Here is a 16,875-nt window from a genome sequence, read left to right as displayed (position 1 = left end):
TCACATCATTGAATGGCTTTTCTTTTTTTACAAATTTATTAAATGTTACAAAATTTTGTGATTTTGTTATCAAATTGTAAAATTTTACCTTGCCTTTTTATTTTCTAGCATTATGATGAATCATCTCTCATAGATTATTTTTGAAGTGGAGATTTTCTTATGTCTTTCTTAAATGATTACCGTAAACTTGTGGCAGAACGTGAAGCATTGGGGGTTGTACCTTTACCACTCAATGCAGAGCAAACTGCTGAACTTATTGAATTACTCAAAAATCCTATTCAATCTGAAACTACTTTTCTGCTTGAATTATTTGAAAACCGTATTCCTGCAGGTGTTGATGAAGCAGCCTATGTGAAAGCCTCTTTTTTAGCGTCTATCACTAAAGGTGAAGTGCAATCACCGCTAATTTCACCGCAAAGAGCCGTTGAATTACTCGGCACAATGCAAGGCGGATACAACATTCAACCGCTATTAGATGCTTTGGATAATCCAAATTTAGCCCCTTCAGCAGTAACTGCATTATCAAATACCTTATTGATGTTTGATAATTTCCACGATGTTGCAGAAAAAGCAAAACAAGGCAACCAATTTGCACAGCAAGTTTTACAGTCTTGGGCTGATGCCGAGTGGTTTTTATCTCGTCCAAAATTAGCTGAAAAACTAACGCTAACCGTCTTTAAAGTAACGGGGGAAACCAACACAGACGATTTATCACCAGCTCAAGATGCGTGGTCTCGCCCTGATATTCCACTGCACGCTTTAGCAATGCTTAAAAATGAACGTGATGGTATTGAACCTGATCAGGCTGGTGTTGTAGGCCCAATGCAACAAATTGCACAGTTAAAAGAGAAAGGGTTTCCGCTTGTCTATGTGGGCGATGTAGTGGGAACAGGCTCTTCACGCAAATCAGCAACTAACTCGGTACTTTGGTTAATGGGTGATGATATTCCTTACATTCCAAATAAACGGGCTGGTGGTGTAGTTTTAGGCGGTAAGATTGCTCCAATTTTTTTCAATACAATGGAAGATGCTGGTTCTTTACCGATTGAAGTTGATGTTAGCCAACTTAATATGGGCGATGTGATCGACCTTTATCCTTATCAAGGCAAAATTTGTAAACACAATAGCGATGAAGTATTGGCAACCTTTACTTTAAAAACAGATGTTTTGCTTGATGAGGTGCGTGCTGGTGGGCGTATTCCGTTGATTATTGGACGTGGTTTAACACATAAAGCAAGAACTGAATTAGGCTTACCTGAAAGCGAGGTTTTTGTGAAACCGAAAGCAACTCAAGACTCCAGTAAAGGTTATACCTTAGCTCAAAAAATGGTAGGGAGAGCTTGTGGTGTAGAAGGTATTAGAGCAGGGCAGTATTGCGAACCAAGAATGACAAGTGTCGGTTCACAAGATACCACAGGCCCAATGACGCGTGATGAATTAAAAGATCTCGCTTGTTTAGGTTTCTCCGCAGATTTAGTAATGCAATCTTTCTGCCATACTGCCGCTTATCCAAAACCTGTTGATGTAGTAACGCATCATACATTACCTGATTTTATTATGAACCGAGCGGGTGTTTCGTTACGTCCTGGCGATGGTGTAATTCACTCGTGGTTAAATCGAATGTTACTACCTGATACAGTGGGGACGGGTGGAGATTCTCACACTCGTTTTCCTATCGGGATCTCATTTCCTGCTGGTTCTGGTTTGGTTGCTTTTGCCGCTGCAACAGGCGTTATGCCACTGGATATGCCCGAGTCTGTTCTTGTTCGTTTCAAAGGTGAATTACAAGCAGGCATCACATTACGCGATTTAGTTCACGCCATTCCTTATTATGCGATTCAACAAGGTTTATTAACTGTTGAAAAAGCAGGTAAAAAGAATATTTTTTCGGGGCGAATTCTTGAAATTGAAGGGTTAGAGCATCTGAAAGTAGAACAAGCCTTTGAATTATCCGATGCATCAGCCGAACGTTCAGCAGCAGCTTGTACCATTAAATTAGATAAAGAGCCTGTGATCGAATATCTCAACTCAAACATTGTGTTACTCAAATGGATGATTTCGGAAGGTTACGGTGATGTTCGTACTTTAGAACGCCGTATCAACGCAATGCAGGCTTGGATAGATAACCCACAATTATTGGAAGCAGATGATGATGCAGAATATGCAGCGGTTATTGAGATTGATTTGAATGAAATCAAAGAGCCGATTGTCTGTGCACCGAACGATCCTGATGATGCGAGAAAACTTTCGGACGTTCAAGGCGATAAAGTTGATGAAGTCTTTATTGGTTCTTGTATGACAAATATAGGGCATTTTCGAGCAGCAGGTAAACTATTAAGTCAATCTACGGCAATGTTACCGACACGCTTATGGGTTGTGCCACCAACAAGAATGGATGCAGCTTTGCTAACGGAAGAAGGCTATTACAGCATCTATGGTAAAAGTGGGGCAAGGGTTGAAATTCCTGGTTGTTCACTTTGTATGGGAAATCAAGCAAGAGTGGCAGATGGCTCAACGGTTGTTTCAACTTCTACTCGTAACTTTCCAAATCGTATGGGCAAAGGGGCTTTTGTTTATCTGGCATCAGCAGAACTTTCTGCAGTTTGTGCCTTACTGGGCAGAATTCCGACACTAGATGAATATTTGAGTTATGTAAATAGTTTGGATAACGATAAAGAAGATACCTATCGTTATATGAATTTCAACGAAATCAATAGCTATATGAAAAAAGCTGATGACGTTATCTTCCAAACCATCGCATAGAAAATAAAAAGACAAGGCAAGCGGTCAGATTATTGCAAAATTTTACTAATAACTTACCGCTTGAAAATGACAATAAACAGGGGGAATGAATATGCCTAAACTACATCCAACTTTAACCGCAGAACTACAACTCAGTGATGGACGTAAATTTAGTTTGCCAGTATATCAAAGTAACTTAGGTTATGATGCAATTGGGGTGGAATCATTACAAAAAGAGAAATTATTTACCTACGATCAGGGGCTAACTTCTACGGCATTATGTGAATCTAGCATTACTTATATTGATGGCGATCAGGGGATCTTATTACATCGAGGCTACCCAATCGATGAATTAGCCTTGCATAAAAGCTACCTTGATGTTGCTTATTTATTATTAAACGGTGAATTACCAAATACAGAAGAGTTAGACGCATTTAAAAAAGAGATCTGCTCGCATTATATGGTGAATGAACAATTTACTCGCTTATTTCAAGGTTTTCGCCGAGATTCACACCCAATGGCAGTAATGTGTGCGGCAAGTAGTGCATTAGCCGCTTTCTATCACGATATTTTAGAAGATAACCAAAGTTCTCGTGATAAAACTGCTATTCGTTTGCTGGCTAAAATGCCGACATTAGCGGCGATGTGTTACAAATACAGCATCGGTCGCCCATTTATGTATCCACAATATAATCTCTCTTATGCAGGAAACTTCTTGTATATGATGTTTGCGACTCCTTGTGAGCCTTATATTGTAAACCCAGTATTAGAACGTGCGATGGATCGTATCTTTACCCTACACGCAGATCACGAACAAAATGCCTCGACATCCTCAGTGCGAAGTGTGGCATCATCTGGCCCTAATCCATTTGCGTGTATAGCAGCAGGTATTGCATCTCTTTGGGGACCTGCACACGGTGGAGCAAACGAAGCCTGTATCAAAATGCTAGAAGAAATTGGCACTGTTGATCGTATTCCAGAATTTATTGCTCGAGCTAAAGATAAAAATGATCCATTCCGTTTAATGGGTTTTGGACATCGAGTGTATAAAAATTATGACCCACGAGCAAAAGTAATGCGTGAGACTTGTCACGAAGTGCTTAAAGAGTTGGGGGTTACTACGCCGTTACTTGAAGTGGCAATGGAGTTAGAGCGAATTGCATTAAGTGATCCATACTTTATTGAGCGTAAACTTTATCCAAATGTCGATTTCTATTCAGGTATCATTTTACAAGCGATTGGTATTCCAACCTCAATGTTCACAGTTATTTTTGCTTTAGCGAGAACAGTAGGGTGGATTGCAAACTGGAAAGAAATGTGTGAAGAAAGTCTGAAAATTGTTCGCCCAAGACAAATTTACACAGGTCATACAGAACGTCATATTGATGAATAGTTAATATAGAAAAAGGTGTAATAGACAAAATGATTACTAAAAGTTGGATTAAATTTTAGCCAAAATTTTTGTCCATTACACCATTTCTCGAGCTTTTATTTTTATACTAACTATTTAAAAGCAAACTTATACCCAACCTTTCTCTCTAAACATTTTAAGTGTTTTGATAAAAACTTCCATCTCTTGTGGCGTGCCGAGTGTTAAACGATTCCACCCTTGGATCGGTAAAAATTCTCTACCAACATAAATTTGATGCTCTTTCATACGTTGTTGATAAGTTTTAACATCGCCTTTAATTTGGTGGAAAATAAAATTCGCATTGGAATCCACATATTTTAGACCTAATTCAGTGAGTGCTTTTTGAACTATTTGGCGAGAGGCATTAATAGTTGCTAAACTGAGCTGTTCAAATTGTGGATCTTGTAATGATGCGATAGCGGCAACTGCACCTGCTAAGTTTGTGTTGTCGTAAGACATACAACTTTCTGCTAAGGCAACAACTTCTTCTGTACCTAATAAATAACCAATACGGTAGCCTGCTAACCCATATAACTTAGAAAACGTGCGAGTTACCGCAACATTATTTTTATTGGCTTTAATCAGTTCAATACCGCTCTTAAAATCAGGATTTTGGACTAACTCTGCGTAGGCTTCATCTAAAATAAAGAAGTGGTGAGTAGGTGCTACATTGATCCAATCAAATAAGGTTGTCGCAGGGGTAATCATTGCCGTTGGGTTGTTTGGGTTGCAAAGATAGAAAATGGTTTCTCCCTTAAATTGTTCAGCTGCTTGTTGCAGTTGCTTAATATCAAAAGAGAAATCTGCCATTAACGGTACTTTAACCACAGAAATACCTAATGCTTGTGCATATAACTCAGCATAGTTAAAAGTAGGATCTGGCACGACAAGTTGAATTGGTGTGTTGTTTTTCTGTGCTCGAATAATCAATGCCTGAACAATAGCTTGAATATTTTCAGATGAACCATTTCCCATAGAAATTTGGTTAGTTGCTAAATTAAATTTTTTAGCAATTAAGCCGATTAGTTCTTCACGTTGATCGTCAGGATAACGAAACCCAATGTCTAAACTGTCTGAAATCGCTTTCTTTGCCTTAGCAGACATACCTAATGAGTTTTCATTAAAGTTGAGTTTAATCGGAAGTGAAATGCCTTGTGGCATTGATATCCCTGTTGCTTCTACTTTCTTACTGAATGTTGAAAATGCGGTTGTTAAAGCCGCTGCACCTGCTAATTGAAAAAGTTGTCTGCGTTGCATATAAATCTCCTAAATAATTAAATTATTGAATATAAAACCACAAAAGGTGAATTTATATTCAATATAGATGAGTTTTATAATTTTGCAAGCAGAATTGTGAAAATATGGTGGAATATGTTTAAAAAATAAGAAATAGAGCTGGGGTCTGTTGATAATTCACAACGGAAGCCAAACCAAGCAGCAAGCTAAAAGCACAAAAGCCCGAAAATGTGCTTTTAGCTTGTCATACCTTGTCACTATTCCTTAAAAATGTTTCAAACGGGCAAATGCATTTTCGACTAAATGACGCAATTTATAGAGATACCAATCCATCGTTCCATTCCCTTTTCGGCTGTTCCTCTTTCTTGGTATATTACTTTTTACACCTGCCATCTTAATCATCTCTCGCAGAGCCTCAGCGTCATAACCTTTGTCTGCTGAAATCACCTTTACCTCTTCCAACGGTATCGACCACCAAATGAATTTTAGTCGTATTACCCCCTTTCGTCTTACCGATTCCTTGACCGATAATCCCAGTTCCGTGTTGGTGAACACGGATATGCGAACCATCAATAAACAGCCACTCCCAATCGGGTTTTCACCCAATAACGGAAGTTGCGGTAGAGGGTGTTTGATTTACTAAAGTATTCGGGAATATCACGTCATTGACAGTCAGTTTTAAGACGGAACAGAATGTCTTCAAGCGTTAATTTTAAATTTGATTTGTCATGAAGCCTAAATCAAGCTAAATAGGCTTTAGTTTCGTCCAGTGCTTATCAAGTAGTGTTCGAGGCATTGCGAGGAGTAATTGGTTTGTTTAGCGATAAACATTTTACTCTCTCGCTTCTTTTTTATGAATTATCAACAGACCCTAGGGATTTTTCATTTTTTTGTGTTGTTCTAGTTCATAAAATACGCCGTTAAATCCGCTATGCGTTGGCGTAAAACTTCGGGTTTAGGGTTATCATCACCTTGTCCTGCAACAGCGAAGGCATAAATTTCGCTTTTTGTTTCATCGTGAAAGATCCAATTCGCACAATCTTTTAATTTCATAATAAATTCTTTATGTGCTTGGTCGTTGATGTATTCGCATAAATCTTTCATACCGCTTAAATGGGGAGAATTGGCTGCCCGTTGGTAGTTCGAAATAAAGACCAAATCCATCATGGTTAATAATTTTTCTTTATCAGGCAGCGTTTGTTCAGCAACAGTTTGGGCTTTTTCTATATTGCTTTGCAATAAATAAGCGAAGGCTTGTTCAAAAATTTCTTCTTTGCTGGAGAAAAGCAAATATAACAAAGTGCGGGATAAGCCTGCTTGTTTGGCGATTTCGGTTAGGGACGTTTTGTTTACGCCAAAGTAGAAAAAACAGTCTAAGGCAGCGACCAATACGCTTTGTCGTCTTTCATTTAGTTCTTGTTCGGATAAGGTTTTGCTCATTTTTAAGACACTCTCTTTTTGGTGGTAAATTTATTTTGACAAAAAGTATCAGATATGTCAAAATAAGCCAACTTTGACAAATTATTTATTTTTGTCAAAATTATAATCGCTAACAAATTTGTTAAAATTTCAATATTTTAGGACTTTACAAGATGATGAACCCCAAATTTCAACCGCTTTTTGAGCCATTCACATTCAACAATGGTATCACAATTAAAAATCGTCTCGTGGTTGCACCGATGACCCATTTAGCCTCTTCGCCAACGGGTCAGGTAACAGAACAAGAGTTGGCATTTTTAGACCGCCGTGCAACGGATTTTGGTTTATTTATTACCGCAGCGACGTTGGTAGCACAGGGCGGAAAAGCCTTTCATGGGCAGCCTGAAGCCGTTGGCGAAAAAGATTTGCCTAGCTTGCGTCAAGTGGCTGAAAAAATCCAATCGCAAGGGGCGAAAGCCATTTTGCAAATTCATCACGGTGGCGCACAGTCCATTCCTGAATTGAACAATAATGATGTTGCCGCGCCTAGTGCAAAAGACCATATCCGCGCGATGACCGAGCAAGAAGTGGAAAATTTAGTGCAAGCCTTTGGGCGCGCAACCGAGTTGGCGATAATGGCAGGCTTTGACGGCGTAGAAATTCACGGGGCAAATGGCTATGTTATTCAGCAGTTTTATTCGCCGCAGAGTAATCAACGCACCGACCGTTGGGGTGAGCCGTTGGCTTTTCCATTGGCGGTTGTGGATAGTGTGGTCGCTCAAAAATTAAAACATCAACGCCCTGATTTTGTGATTGGTTATCGTTTTTCGCCCGAAGAGGCTGGCGATAATGGTTTGACGATGAGCGAAACGTTCACGTTGATTGATGCGTTGGTGGAAAAACCGTTGCAATATTTACACGTTTCGTTATGGGGTTTTGAAAATAAAGTTCGCCGTGGGGCGGATACGTCTAAAACCCGCATTGAACTGATTCATCAACGTATTGGCGGCAAACTGCCACTGATTGGCGTGGGCAATTTATTGACCGCAGAAGACGTCTTAAAGGCTTATCAAACGGGCTGGGCGGAATTTATCGCATTGGGGAAAACCGTCATGATTAACCCCACTTTTGCAACACACATTCGTGAAGGCAAAGAAGATGCCATTGAACGGGAAATTGATGTTGATAAACAAGCCTTTTACCAACTGCCCGATACCTTATGGGCGATGACGGCACAAGCCACTTTTCCGTGGCTACCGCCAGTCAAAGGGCGTGAGTGGAAAGGCATGGACATTTAATTAACTTGTAACTTCTTGGTATTGATAAAAAATAGTCTTTTTTTATAACCATTCATAGGAATAATGATGAAACTAAAAAAATTATCCCCAATATTTGGCTTAATCGCTTTTGGTTTAATGGCACTCCCTGCTTTTGCCACGTCATCAGCAGAACAGATTGTATGGCAAACTGCCGAAAGCATGGGTGGCGTAGAAAAAATAAAATCACTAAGCAGCCTGAAACTGCAAGGGTATGGACAATATGAGTATATGTGGGGTGGGGGTGCAATTTCCCCTTCTGTTGAGGCACCTAAAAAGTGGATTGCTGCAAATGATTTAAACCGCCTGTGGGATTTTGAACAAGATACTTTTATTCAAAAAGAAAGAATCAATATGTTGTTCCCATTTGCCGCTAAATTTGGACATGATTTCTCCCCGTCTATCAAAGTGTTAGATGGTCATAATATTGCCTATGATAAGCTGCCTGATGGCAAAACAATACAAGTGGGGTATATGAGCCAAAACCCGCTATTTATTGATGGCGTGCGTGTCAGAAAATTATGGTCGCTGACCAATCCTGCCAGTTTAATCCATGCACTATTGAACAAAAAAGCACGCATTACCCATGTACAAGAAAATACCAAAAGCTATCAGCTCACTGTGCAGGTTGATTCTAAAATTGAATTACAAGTAGCGATAGATAAAAAGTCAATGCTGCCTGAAAATGTGCAGTGGTATGCACCGCAAAATAACTTAGGGGAAGTTTTATTAACCACCAGTTTTACGGGATATATGCCTTTTGATGGTATTCAATTACCCATGGGATATAACACCAAAGTTGATTTTCGTGATGTTGTTTATCTCAAAATTTATGTAGATGGTTACTATGTCAATAAACCCATTGATAAATTAACAACGCCAAAAGCGTTTCAAAATAATCAAAAAATAAATCATGATGTCGCCCCAACAATCGCAGCAGAAAAAATCGCTCAAGGCGTATGGCGTTTAACAGGCGGTACAATGGTTGTTGAATTTTCAGACCACTTGGTTTTATTTGAATTATACGGCAGCCAAGCGATGGGAAAAGCCATTATTGAAAAGGCTAACCAGCTCGTTGTAAATAAAAAAGCCACCAAGTTAATTGTCTCTCATCATCACTTTGACCATACTGACGGTTTTCGTGCAGCAGTAGCAGCCAATTTAGAAATATATAGCCATCAGGAAAATGAAGGTATTTTGCGTGAAATTGCTGAACGAACCACACCACATTTTGATGACGTATTAGAAGGAAAAGCAGATTTTCACTTTGTGCCAATAAATAAACCATTGGTATTAGAAGACCAAACCCAACGTCTTGAAATCTACCCTGTGATTTCAAATAATCACATGGCAAATGCCGTTTTTGCCTATTTGCCAAAAGAAAAGATTTTCTTTGATGCCGATATTGGTACGGCTGCTGATGAATGGCAACTCTGGCCTGATAGCTATCTGGATAATGTAGAACATTATGGATTAACGGTAGAAAAAATCTTATCCGTACACGAAAAAACCATGCAACATGAAGCGTTATTAAAATTTATCCAAGAAGGTTATCAGCGTAGTCGCCAACGAGAAGAAAAACATCGTGCCATAAATGATTTCTTGCCAGGGTACCCAATCTTTAGAACTAGATAATCTTTGCTCAAATACTGGCAAATAATAACTTTTTATTTGCCAGTGTAATTTAAAAATTTTTAAAACCAAGTCTCTTAGGGTCTGTTGATAATTCACAACGGAAGCCAAACCAAGCAACAAGCTAAAAGCACAAAAGCCCGAAAATGTACTTTTAGCTTGTCATACCTTGTCGCTATCGCTCGAAAATGTTTCAAACGGTCAAATGCATTTTCGACTAAATGACACAATTTATAGAGATACCAATCCATCGTCCCATTCCCTTTTCGACTGTTCCTCTTTCTTGGTATATTGCTTTTTACGCCTGCCATCTTAATCATCTCCCGCAGAGCCTCAGCGTCATAACCTTTGTCTGCTGAAATAACCTTTACCTCTTCCAACGGAAAACTTTGTAGGCATTTTGGTTTGTTTAGCGATAAACATTTTACTCTCTCGCTTCTTTTTTATGAATTATCAACAGACCCTAGGCAAGCGGTAACCTTATGCAAAAATTTGCAAATCTAAGAGCATATTACACCGCTTGTATTGGAGATAAATTATAAATACGCCTTTTGCTCTGTCATCAAGATGGTAAAAAACTCAATCGCAACTTTAACTTTCGGCGAAAGATAGCGGCGGTGTGGGTAGAGCAGACTAATATCAAGTTTTTCTTGTTCCAAATGATTTAAGATCGGAATGAGTTCGCCTGATGCTAATTCATCTTTCAACAAGAATTTAGGGATCTGAATAATACCTAAGTTTGCTTTTGCCATTTGTACTAAAGCATAACCATTATTGCTATATACTCGGCTGTGTGGTTTAAATTTAATATGATGTCCGTTCTCATTAAATTGCCAAGTTTGTTGCCCTTCATAGAGTAAACATTGGTGTTGTTGCAATTCTAATGCTGTTATGGGTTCGCCATATTGGGCTAAATACTGAGGAGAGGCGACAATTAAATGTTCTGCTTGTGCAATACGTTTTGCCACAATAGAACTATCTTCTAGCTTGCCAATGCGTAGCACGAGATCGTAGCCCTCAGCCACCACATCAACTCGGCGATCATTAAATTCCAAGTTAAGTTGAAGGTGAGGATAGGTTTCAATAAATTTGCCTAAATGGGGGGCAATAAAGCGAGAGCCGAAATCCATTGGTACGGATATCGTGAGTTTGCCTTGTAATGTGGACGTAATATCGGTTACACAGGCTTCAGCCTCTTTGAGTTCATTTAAAATAGGTAAACAGCGTTGGTAAAACAGTAATCCAGCTTCTGTGGGAGTGATTTTGCGAGTGGTGCGTTGGAGTAGGCGGACATTAAGATGAGCTTCAAGCTGTGCGACTAATTTACTTGCCATTGCGAGCGAAATTTGTTCTTGTTGAGCGGCTTGGGTGAAACTTTGCGTTTCAATTACTCGACAAAATAAGCTAATTGCGTGTAGTTTATCCATTTTATCCCTTTTGATATTGTATTTTGTAGAAAGCCTTGCTATTGTTTTTACCATTTTATTTCAAAAAGCAATAAATATAAACGAATAAGAAACAATAGTTAGACTATTGTATTCATTATTTCTAATTTCGAGAGTATAAACAATTTAGGTGTAACAATGGGAAAATCATTAGTTATTGTTGAGTCGCCAGCCAAAGCTAAAACAATAAATAAATATTTGGGTAGCGATTTTGTGGTGAAATCAAGTGTTGGGCATATCCGAGACTTGCCAACGAGCGGTGCGGAAAAGGAAGAAAAAACCGAAAAAGCCAAACCGATCTCAACCAAAGGTATGAGTGCAGAGCAAAAGGCACTGGTAAAATCTGAAAAGGAACGTACCGCTTTAGTGAAGCGTATGGGAATTGACCCTTATCACGACTGGAAAGCACATTACCAAATTTTACCGGGTAAAGAAAAAGTGGTGGCTGAATTGAAATCACTTGCCAAAAAAGCCGATCATATTTATCTCGCAACCGACTTGGATAGAGAAGGAGAGGCGATTGCGTGGCACTTGCGTGAAGTGATCGGGGGTGATGATGCACGTTTTAGTCGAGTTGTATTTAATGAAATTACTAAAAATGCGATTAAACAAGCCTTTGAAAAGCCAGAACAACTGAATATTGATCGTGTTAATGCACAACAAACTCGCCGTTTTTTAGATCGTGTAGTAGGCTTTATGGTGTCGCCATTACTCTGGAAAAAAGTCGCTCGTGGCTTATCTGCTGGACGAGTACAATCCGTTGCAGTAAAACTCTTGGTTGAGCGTGAGCGAGAAATTAAAGCCTTTCAGCCTGAAGAATTTTGGGATATTGTGGCAAAAACTACCGCCAAAAATGGTGAACTTACCCTTGATTTAACTCACGTTAAAGGAAAAAAATTCTCAGCCAAAAATCAGAAACAGGCGGAACAAGCGGTCAGTTCGTTACAAAATTCTGCATTTATTGTTACAGATATTGAGAAAAAACCGACTTCATCAAAAGCCAAAGCTCCTTTTATTACTTCAACGTTACAGCAAACCGCAAGTACACGTTTGGGCTTTAGCGTGAAAAAAACAATGATGTTAGCTCAACGCTTATATGAAGCAGGCTATATTACTTATATGCGTACAGATTCAACCAATCTCAGCCAAGATGCACTATTGATGGCGAGAGGGTATATTGAGCAAACCTTCGGCAAAGCCTATTTACCAACAAAACCGAATTTCTATGCAAGTAAAGAAAAAGCTCAAGAGGCACACGAGGCTATTCGTCCGTCAGATGTCAATGTAACAATCATTGACTTAAAAGGAATGGAAAAAGATGCAGAGCGTTTATACGATCTAATTTGGCGACAATTCCTAGCTTGCCAAATGACTGCTGCCGAATATGATTCAACGAGTCTTACGGTTACAGCGGGTGAGTATGAATTAAAAACAAAAGGGCGAGTATTGCGTTTTGATGGTTGGACGAAAGTCTTGCCTATTCAAGGTAAAACGGCTGAAGATCAAGAATTACCTGAAGTTGTACTAAATGAAGTTTTAATTCTAAATCAAGTTATTCCTAGCCAACACTTTACTAAACCACCAGCACGTTACTCAGAAGCAGCATTAGTAAAAGAGTTAGAAAAACGGGGCATTGGTCGCCCATCAACTTATGCTGCAATTATCTCAACTATTCAAGAGCGAGGTTATGTGCGAGTTGAAAACCGCCGTTTCTACGCTGAGAAAATGGGGGAGATCGTTACAGATCGCCTGAATGAATCGTTCCAAGATTTAATGAATTACGATTTTACAGCAAATATGGAAGACACATTAGACCAAATTGCTTCAGGAAATAGTAATTGGAAAGAAGAATTAAACCGTTTCTTTAGTGATTTTTCAGAAAAACTGACTACGGCAGAACTGAATGAATTAGAAGGCGGAATGCGTCCGAACAATTTAGTGGAAACGGATATTCATTGCCCAACTTGCCAGCGTCCAATGGCAATTCGTACTGCAAGTACAGGGGTGTTTTTAGGTTGTACTGGTTATGCTTTACCACCAAAAGAGCGTTGTAAAACCACAATCAATTTAATTCCAGAAGCAGAATTACTGAATGTGTTAGATGAAGATTCCGAAACTAACGCATTACTGCAACGTAAACGTTGCCCGAAATGCGATACAGCGATGGATAGCTATGTGATTGATCCTGCTCGTAAAATTCATATCTGCGGTAATAACCCAAATTGTGATGGATATTTAATTGAAGCAGGTACATTCAAAATTAAAGGCTATGATGGACCTATTGTTGAATGTGATAAATGCGGTGCAGATATGCACTTAAAATTGGGGCGTTTTGGTAAATATATGGGTTGTACGCAATGTGATAATACCCGTAAAATTCTGAAAAATGGTGAAGTCGCTCCACCACGAGAAGAACCTGTTGCTTTTCCAGAATTGAAATGTGAAAAATCAGATGCCTACTTTGTACTGCGTGATGGTGCGAGTGGTGTTTTTATGTCTGCACATAATTTCCCAAAATCTCGTGAAAGCAGAGCACCAAAAGTGGTTGAATTAGCTACATATCGTGAACGTTTACCAGAGAAATTGCAGTATCTTGCAGATGCTCCACAAAAAGACCCAGAAGGAAATGAGGCAATTATTCGCTTTAGCCGTAAAGAAAAACGTCAATACGTTACTTCAGAAAAAGAAGGAAAAGCAACCAAATGGATTGTGGATTACCTTGATGGAAAATGGGTAGAACGCAAGAAATAACAGAGTTAAACGGCACAATATCTGTGCCGTTTTTTATTATGGTTAGCTTTTAAAAAGCTTTAAAATTATCGGTATAAGAGCAAGATAGACAATCTGTGCAATAATCCCTTGCCAAGATGCATAAAAACCAATTTCTGGTATGCTACTCAGGTTATCAACAACACTTCTTGGGATAACTTGCGTAAGTTGTAAAGCGTGAATACTTACCCCTAAAATTTTAAAGCCTAATCCGTAGATCAATAATGTCATTACTTTAAATAGATGATGTATCGGCAATTTTTTCGATGAAAACAACATTATCAAGGCAATCATCACTAATAGCACAATGGCGAACAGCAAGCCTAACAGCAGATCTTGCGTGCTAATGAGCGGTAACATTCCTGCATAGAATAAAATGGTTTCGGCTCCTTCTCTGAATACGGATAAGAAGCTAAGAGATAGCATAGAAACTAAGCTACCAGTTGCTAGTGCTTGACTAACCTGTTTATTCACAAAGCGTTGCCAACCTTGCAGAGAAGATTTACGATGTAACCAAGCTCCAACAAACAACATCATCAGTACCGCTACAATGCCCACTGCACCTTCCAAAATTTCTCGGTTTGTACCTGCCGAAATAGCAGGGAAGAGCAGATGTAACGCTAATGCGCCAGCGATACTGGCAATCAATCCTAAGCCTGTACCTGCATATACCCAGCGTTTAGCTGTTGGTTGATTAGCGACATTTAAAGTGGTAAGCAGTGCCATAATGATCAACAAAGCTTCTAATCCTTCGCGTAATAAAATCAGCATTGCATCAATGGCGGTATAATGCTTGGCGGTATCAAGCTGTTTCATCTCTGTGATAAGCTGTTGAAAATGCTGTAAATTATCTGCGGTGTTGCCTTTTACCATAATGACGGGTAAATCGCTTTCAATTTTGCTGTAAAGCAGACTATCTCTTGTGCGAACATCACCTTCAAAAATCGCCCATTGTTGAATAAAGAGCGTAATGTTCGCTTTAGCTTGCTCAACTTGTTGATTTTCAAAGGCTCGATAGCTCTGTTCTAAGAGTTGAATACCTGCCGCTAAGGTTTGTGGGGCATTTTCAGTCTGTGATGTTTGCGGTTGTAGCACATTGCCTTGTTTGAAATCATTTAAGGATTGTCCTAATGCGGTAAGCTGTTTTTCCATTTCCGCAAAATTTGTCGGCTCGGAGAGCATTGCAATACGGAACAAGGTCATTGCGGTTTCAATCTGTCCATAATGCCCTAAACTCGTTTCTCGCACGACTTTCTCATTGGCTGTCCAAGTGCTATTAAAGCGTTTAAATACGGTTTGGGCTTCTGTTAAATCTTGAGCGGATACCGCTTTTGCTAATTGTTGATAAACAGGTAAGACACGTTTCGCAAACTGCTGTCGTTTCTGATTATAATCCACAGGATTTTGCTCTTTTTCAAAGGCATAAAGTGCTTTGGAAAGTTGCTCAAAATTAGCAAGATTTGGTTGGTTAATTGCAATGGAAAGTGTAGAACTGACCGCTTGTCCTGCGGTAGATTGGTGTGTTGGTATGCTCTCAAACTCTTGCTTTAAAGCGGTGAGATAAGGCTGAGATTTTGCAATTTCATCTTGTTTCACTGCTGCCATTGCATCGGACAAATGTACAAAGAGATGGCTGGTTTCTACCTTCGCATAAGCACAAACGCTCAGCGTAATACTGAGCGTAAAAAGTGCAATAAGATGGTTAAATTTGGTCAAATAATGCTTTGCCCAAGTAATCGTTTTCATCTTTTACCCCTGCAAAACAAGCAAATAAACCACTGCCGATATGGGTGATATATTCGTTCATTTTGTCTATATTGCCTAAACTATTTTGGATAGTGATAAATTGTGCAGGATCTTTTTGGAAAGAGATAAACAGTAAGCCTGCATCAAATTGACCTGTTCTAGGGTCAACACCACTCGCGTAAGAGAAAGAACGGCGAAGAATTTGTAACCCTGTTTTTTTCGCAAGATGAAGATGTGAAATTTCAGGAATAACGACATTGCCTTTTTCGTCCGTTTTTTCTAAATCGACACTATCGAACTCTTTTTTAGCCCCTAGTGGTGCACCTGAGTCGCGATGACGGCCAAAGGTTTCTTCTTGCCCATTCAAATTCGTGCGATCCCAAGTTTCTAAGTGCATTTGAATGCGGCGAGCCACTAGATAAGAGCCATTTTTGAGCCAGTCATTTTCATTGCACCAAACAGTTTCATTTAGGGCTTCGCCCTGCGGATTGCCTGTACCGTCTTTAAAGCCAAACAGATTGCGCGGCGTATCGCCATTTTCAAAAGAGTTAAAACCCGACTGGCTCCAACGCATTGTGATTTTAGCACGAGCAACGCGGACTAAATTTCGTACTGCGTGAAAGGCAATTTGTGGATCATCAGCACAGGCTTGAATACAAATATCGCCGCCAGTGTAATGTTCTTTTAATTGATCTCGTGGAAAGTGGGGGAGAGTAGCGAGAGCTTTAGGTTTTAATTTTTCAATGCCTAATTTCTCAAAGAAAGTTGGGCTAACACCAAAGGTTAAGGTTAAGTTGTAGGGATTTAAGCCATCAGCTTCGCCTGTATCAACTGGCGGAACATAAGCATTTTCACCATAAGTTTTAACATTCTTTCCTGAGGTTAAATTGGTGCTATACTCTGTCCAAATTTTAAACATCTCTTTAATTTCTTGAATGTTGTGCGTATGTAAATCCAACACCATAAAATAGATATGTTTTTGAGCAGGGGTAGCAATGCCTTGTTGATGTGTACCAAAAAATGGGTAGCTATTTTTAATTTGTGGGGGAACTCGCTGTTCTAAAGCATAGGCAGTGCCAGCCATTAGGCCAGCACTCATTAAGGTTGCTTGTTTTAAGAAATCTCGGCGAGCATTTTGGTTATGTTGATCGCACATAAT

Annotated in this window: 11 protein-coding genes and 1 pseudogene; 5 read left to right on the top strand and 7 right to left on the bottom strand. The window is 39.3% G+C overall.

Features of this window, described 5'->3' with window-relative positions:
* Positions 1–159: 159 nt before the first annotated feature.
* Both acnB and ACWIW0_RS04240 read left to right on the top strand, forming a co-directional pair.
* Positions 160–2,763, top strand: a complete 2,604-nt coding sequence (gene acnB / locus ACWIW0_RS04245; protein ID WP_454452335.1) for a bifunctional aconitate hydratase 2/2-methylisocitrate dehydratase — start codon at positions 160–162, stop codon at positions 2,761–2,763.
* 91 nt (positions 2,764–2,854) lie between these two features.
* Positions 2,855–4,135, top strand: a complete 1,281-nt coding sequence (locus tag ACWIW0_RS04240) for a citrate synthase (protein ID WP_454446363.1) — start codon at positions 2,855–2,857, stop codon at positions 4,133–4,135.
* 126 nt (positions 4,136–4,261) lie between these two features.
* Here ACWIW0_RS04240 and ACWIW0_RS04235 read toward each other — a convergent pair whose 3' ends face one another.
* The 3 genes and pseudogenes from ACWIW0_RS04235 to ACWIW0_RS04225 all read right to left on the bottom strand — a co-directional run bounded on the left by ACWIW0_RS04235 (position 4,262) and on the right by ACWIW0_RS04225 (position 6,829).
* Positions 4,262–5,410: a pyridoxal phosphate-dependent aminotransferase gene (locus ACWIW0_RS04235; RefSeq protein WP_454452334.1), complete on the bottom strand. Its 1,149-nt coding sequence runs from the start codon at positions 5,408–5,410 to the stop codon at positions 4,262–4,264.
* Positions 5,411–5,566: 156 nt separating this feature from the next.
* Positions 5,567–6,185, bottom strand: a pseudogene (locus tag ACWIW0_RS04230) (transposase).
* Between the two features lie 104 nt (positions 6,186–6,289).
* Positions 6,290–6,829: a TetR/AcrR family transcriptional regulator gene (locus ACWIW0_RS04225; RefSeq protein ID WP_454452333.1), complete on the bottom strand. Its 540-nt coding sequence runs from the start codon at positions 6,827–6,829 to the stop codon at positions 6,290–6,292.
* A 155-nt stretch (positions 6,830–6,984) separates the two neighbouring features.
* Between ACWIW0_RS04225 and ACWIW0_RS04220 the strand changes: the two genes are divergently transcribed.
* Both ACWIW0_RS04220 and ACWIW0_RS04215 read left to right on the top strand, forming a co-directional pair.
* Positions 6,985–8,106 (top strand): NADH-dependent flavin oxidoreductase, encoded by a 1,122-nt coding sequence (locus tag ACWIW0_RS04220; RefSeq protein ID WP_454452354.1) that lies wholly within the window; start codon positions 6,985–6,987, stop codon positions 8,104–8,106.
* A 63-nt stretch (positions 8,107–8,169) separates the two neighbouring features.
* A complete protein-coding gene (locus tag ACWIW0_RS04215; RefSeq protein WP_454452332.1) occupies positions 8,170–9,759 on the top strand; it encodes a hypothetical protein in 1,590 nt (529 codons plus the stop codon).
* Between the two features lie 92 nt (positions 9,760–9,851).
* Here the strand turns inward: ACWIW0_RS04215 and ACWIW0_RS04210 are convergent, their stop codons facing one another.
* Positions 9,852–10,136, bottom strand: a complete 285-nt coding sequence (locus ACWIW0_RS04210; protein WP_454452331.1) for a transposase — start codon at positions 10,134–10,136, stop codon at positions 9,852–9,854.
* 156 nt (positions 10,137–10,292) lie between these two features.
* Positions 10,293–11,183: a LysR family transcriptional regulator gene (locus tag ACWIW0_RS04205; RefSeq protein ID WP_454446523.1), complete on the bottom strand. Its 891-nt coding sequence runs from the start codon at positions 11,181–11,183 to the stop codon at positions 10,293–10,295.
* 156 nt (positions 11,184–11,339) lie between these two features.
* Between ACWIW0_RS04205 and topA the strand changes: the two genes are divergently transcribed.
* A complete protein-coding gene (gene topA / locus ACWIW0_RS04200; RefSeq protein ID WP_454452330.1) occupies positions 11,340–13,952 on the top strand; it encodes a type I DNA topoisomerase in 2,613 nt (870 codons plus the stop codon).
* Between the two features lie 42 nt (positions 13,953–13,994).
* Here the strand turns inward: topA and ACWIW0_RS04195 are convergent, their stop codons facing one another.
* Entirely contained in the window at positions 13,995–15,716 is a 1,722-nt protein-coding gene (locus ACWIW0_RS04195; protein WP_454452329.1) for an FTR1 family iron permease, read from the bottom strand.
* Positions 15,673–16,872, bottom strand: a complete 1,200-nt coding sequence (gene efeB / locus ACWIW0_RS04190) for an iron uptake transporter deferrochelatase/peroxidase subunit (protein ID WP_454452328.1) — start codon at positions 16,870–16,872, stop codon at positions 15,673–15,675. The genes ACWIW0_RS04195 and efeB overlap by 44 nt, the downstream gene beginning before the upstream one ends.
* Positions 16,873–16,875 lie beyond the last annotated feature (3 nt).

It is taken from the genome of Ursidibacter sp. B-7004-1 (genome assembly GCF_053654055.1).
This window is presented reverse-complemented; position numbering and strand designations above follow the sequence as displayed.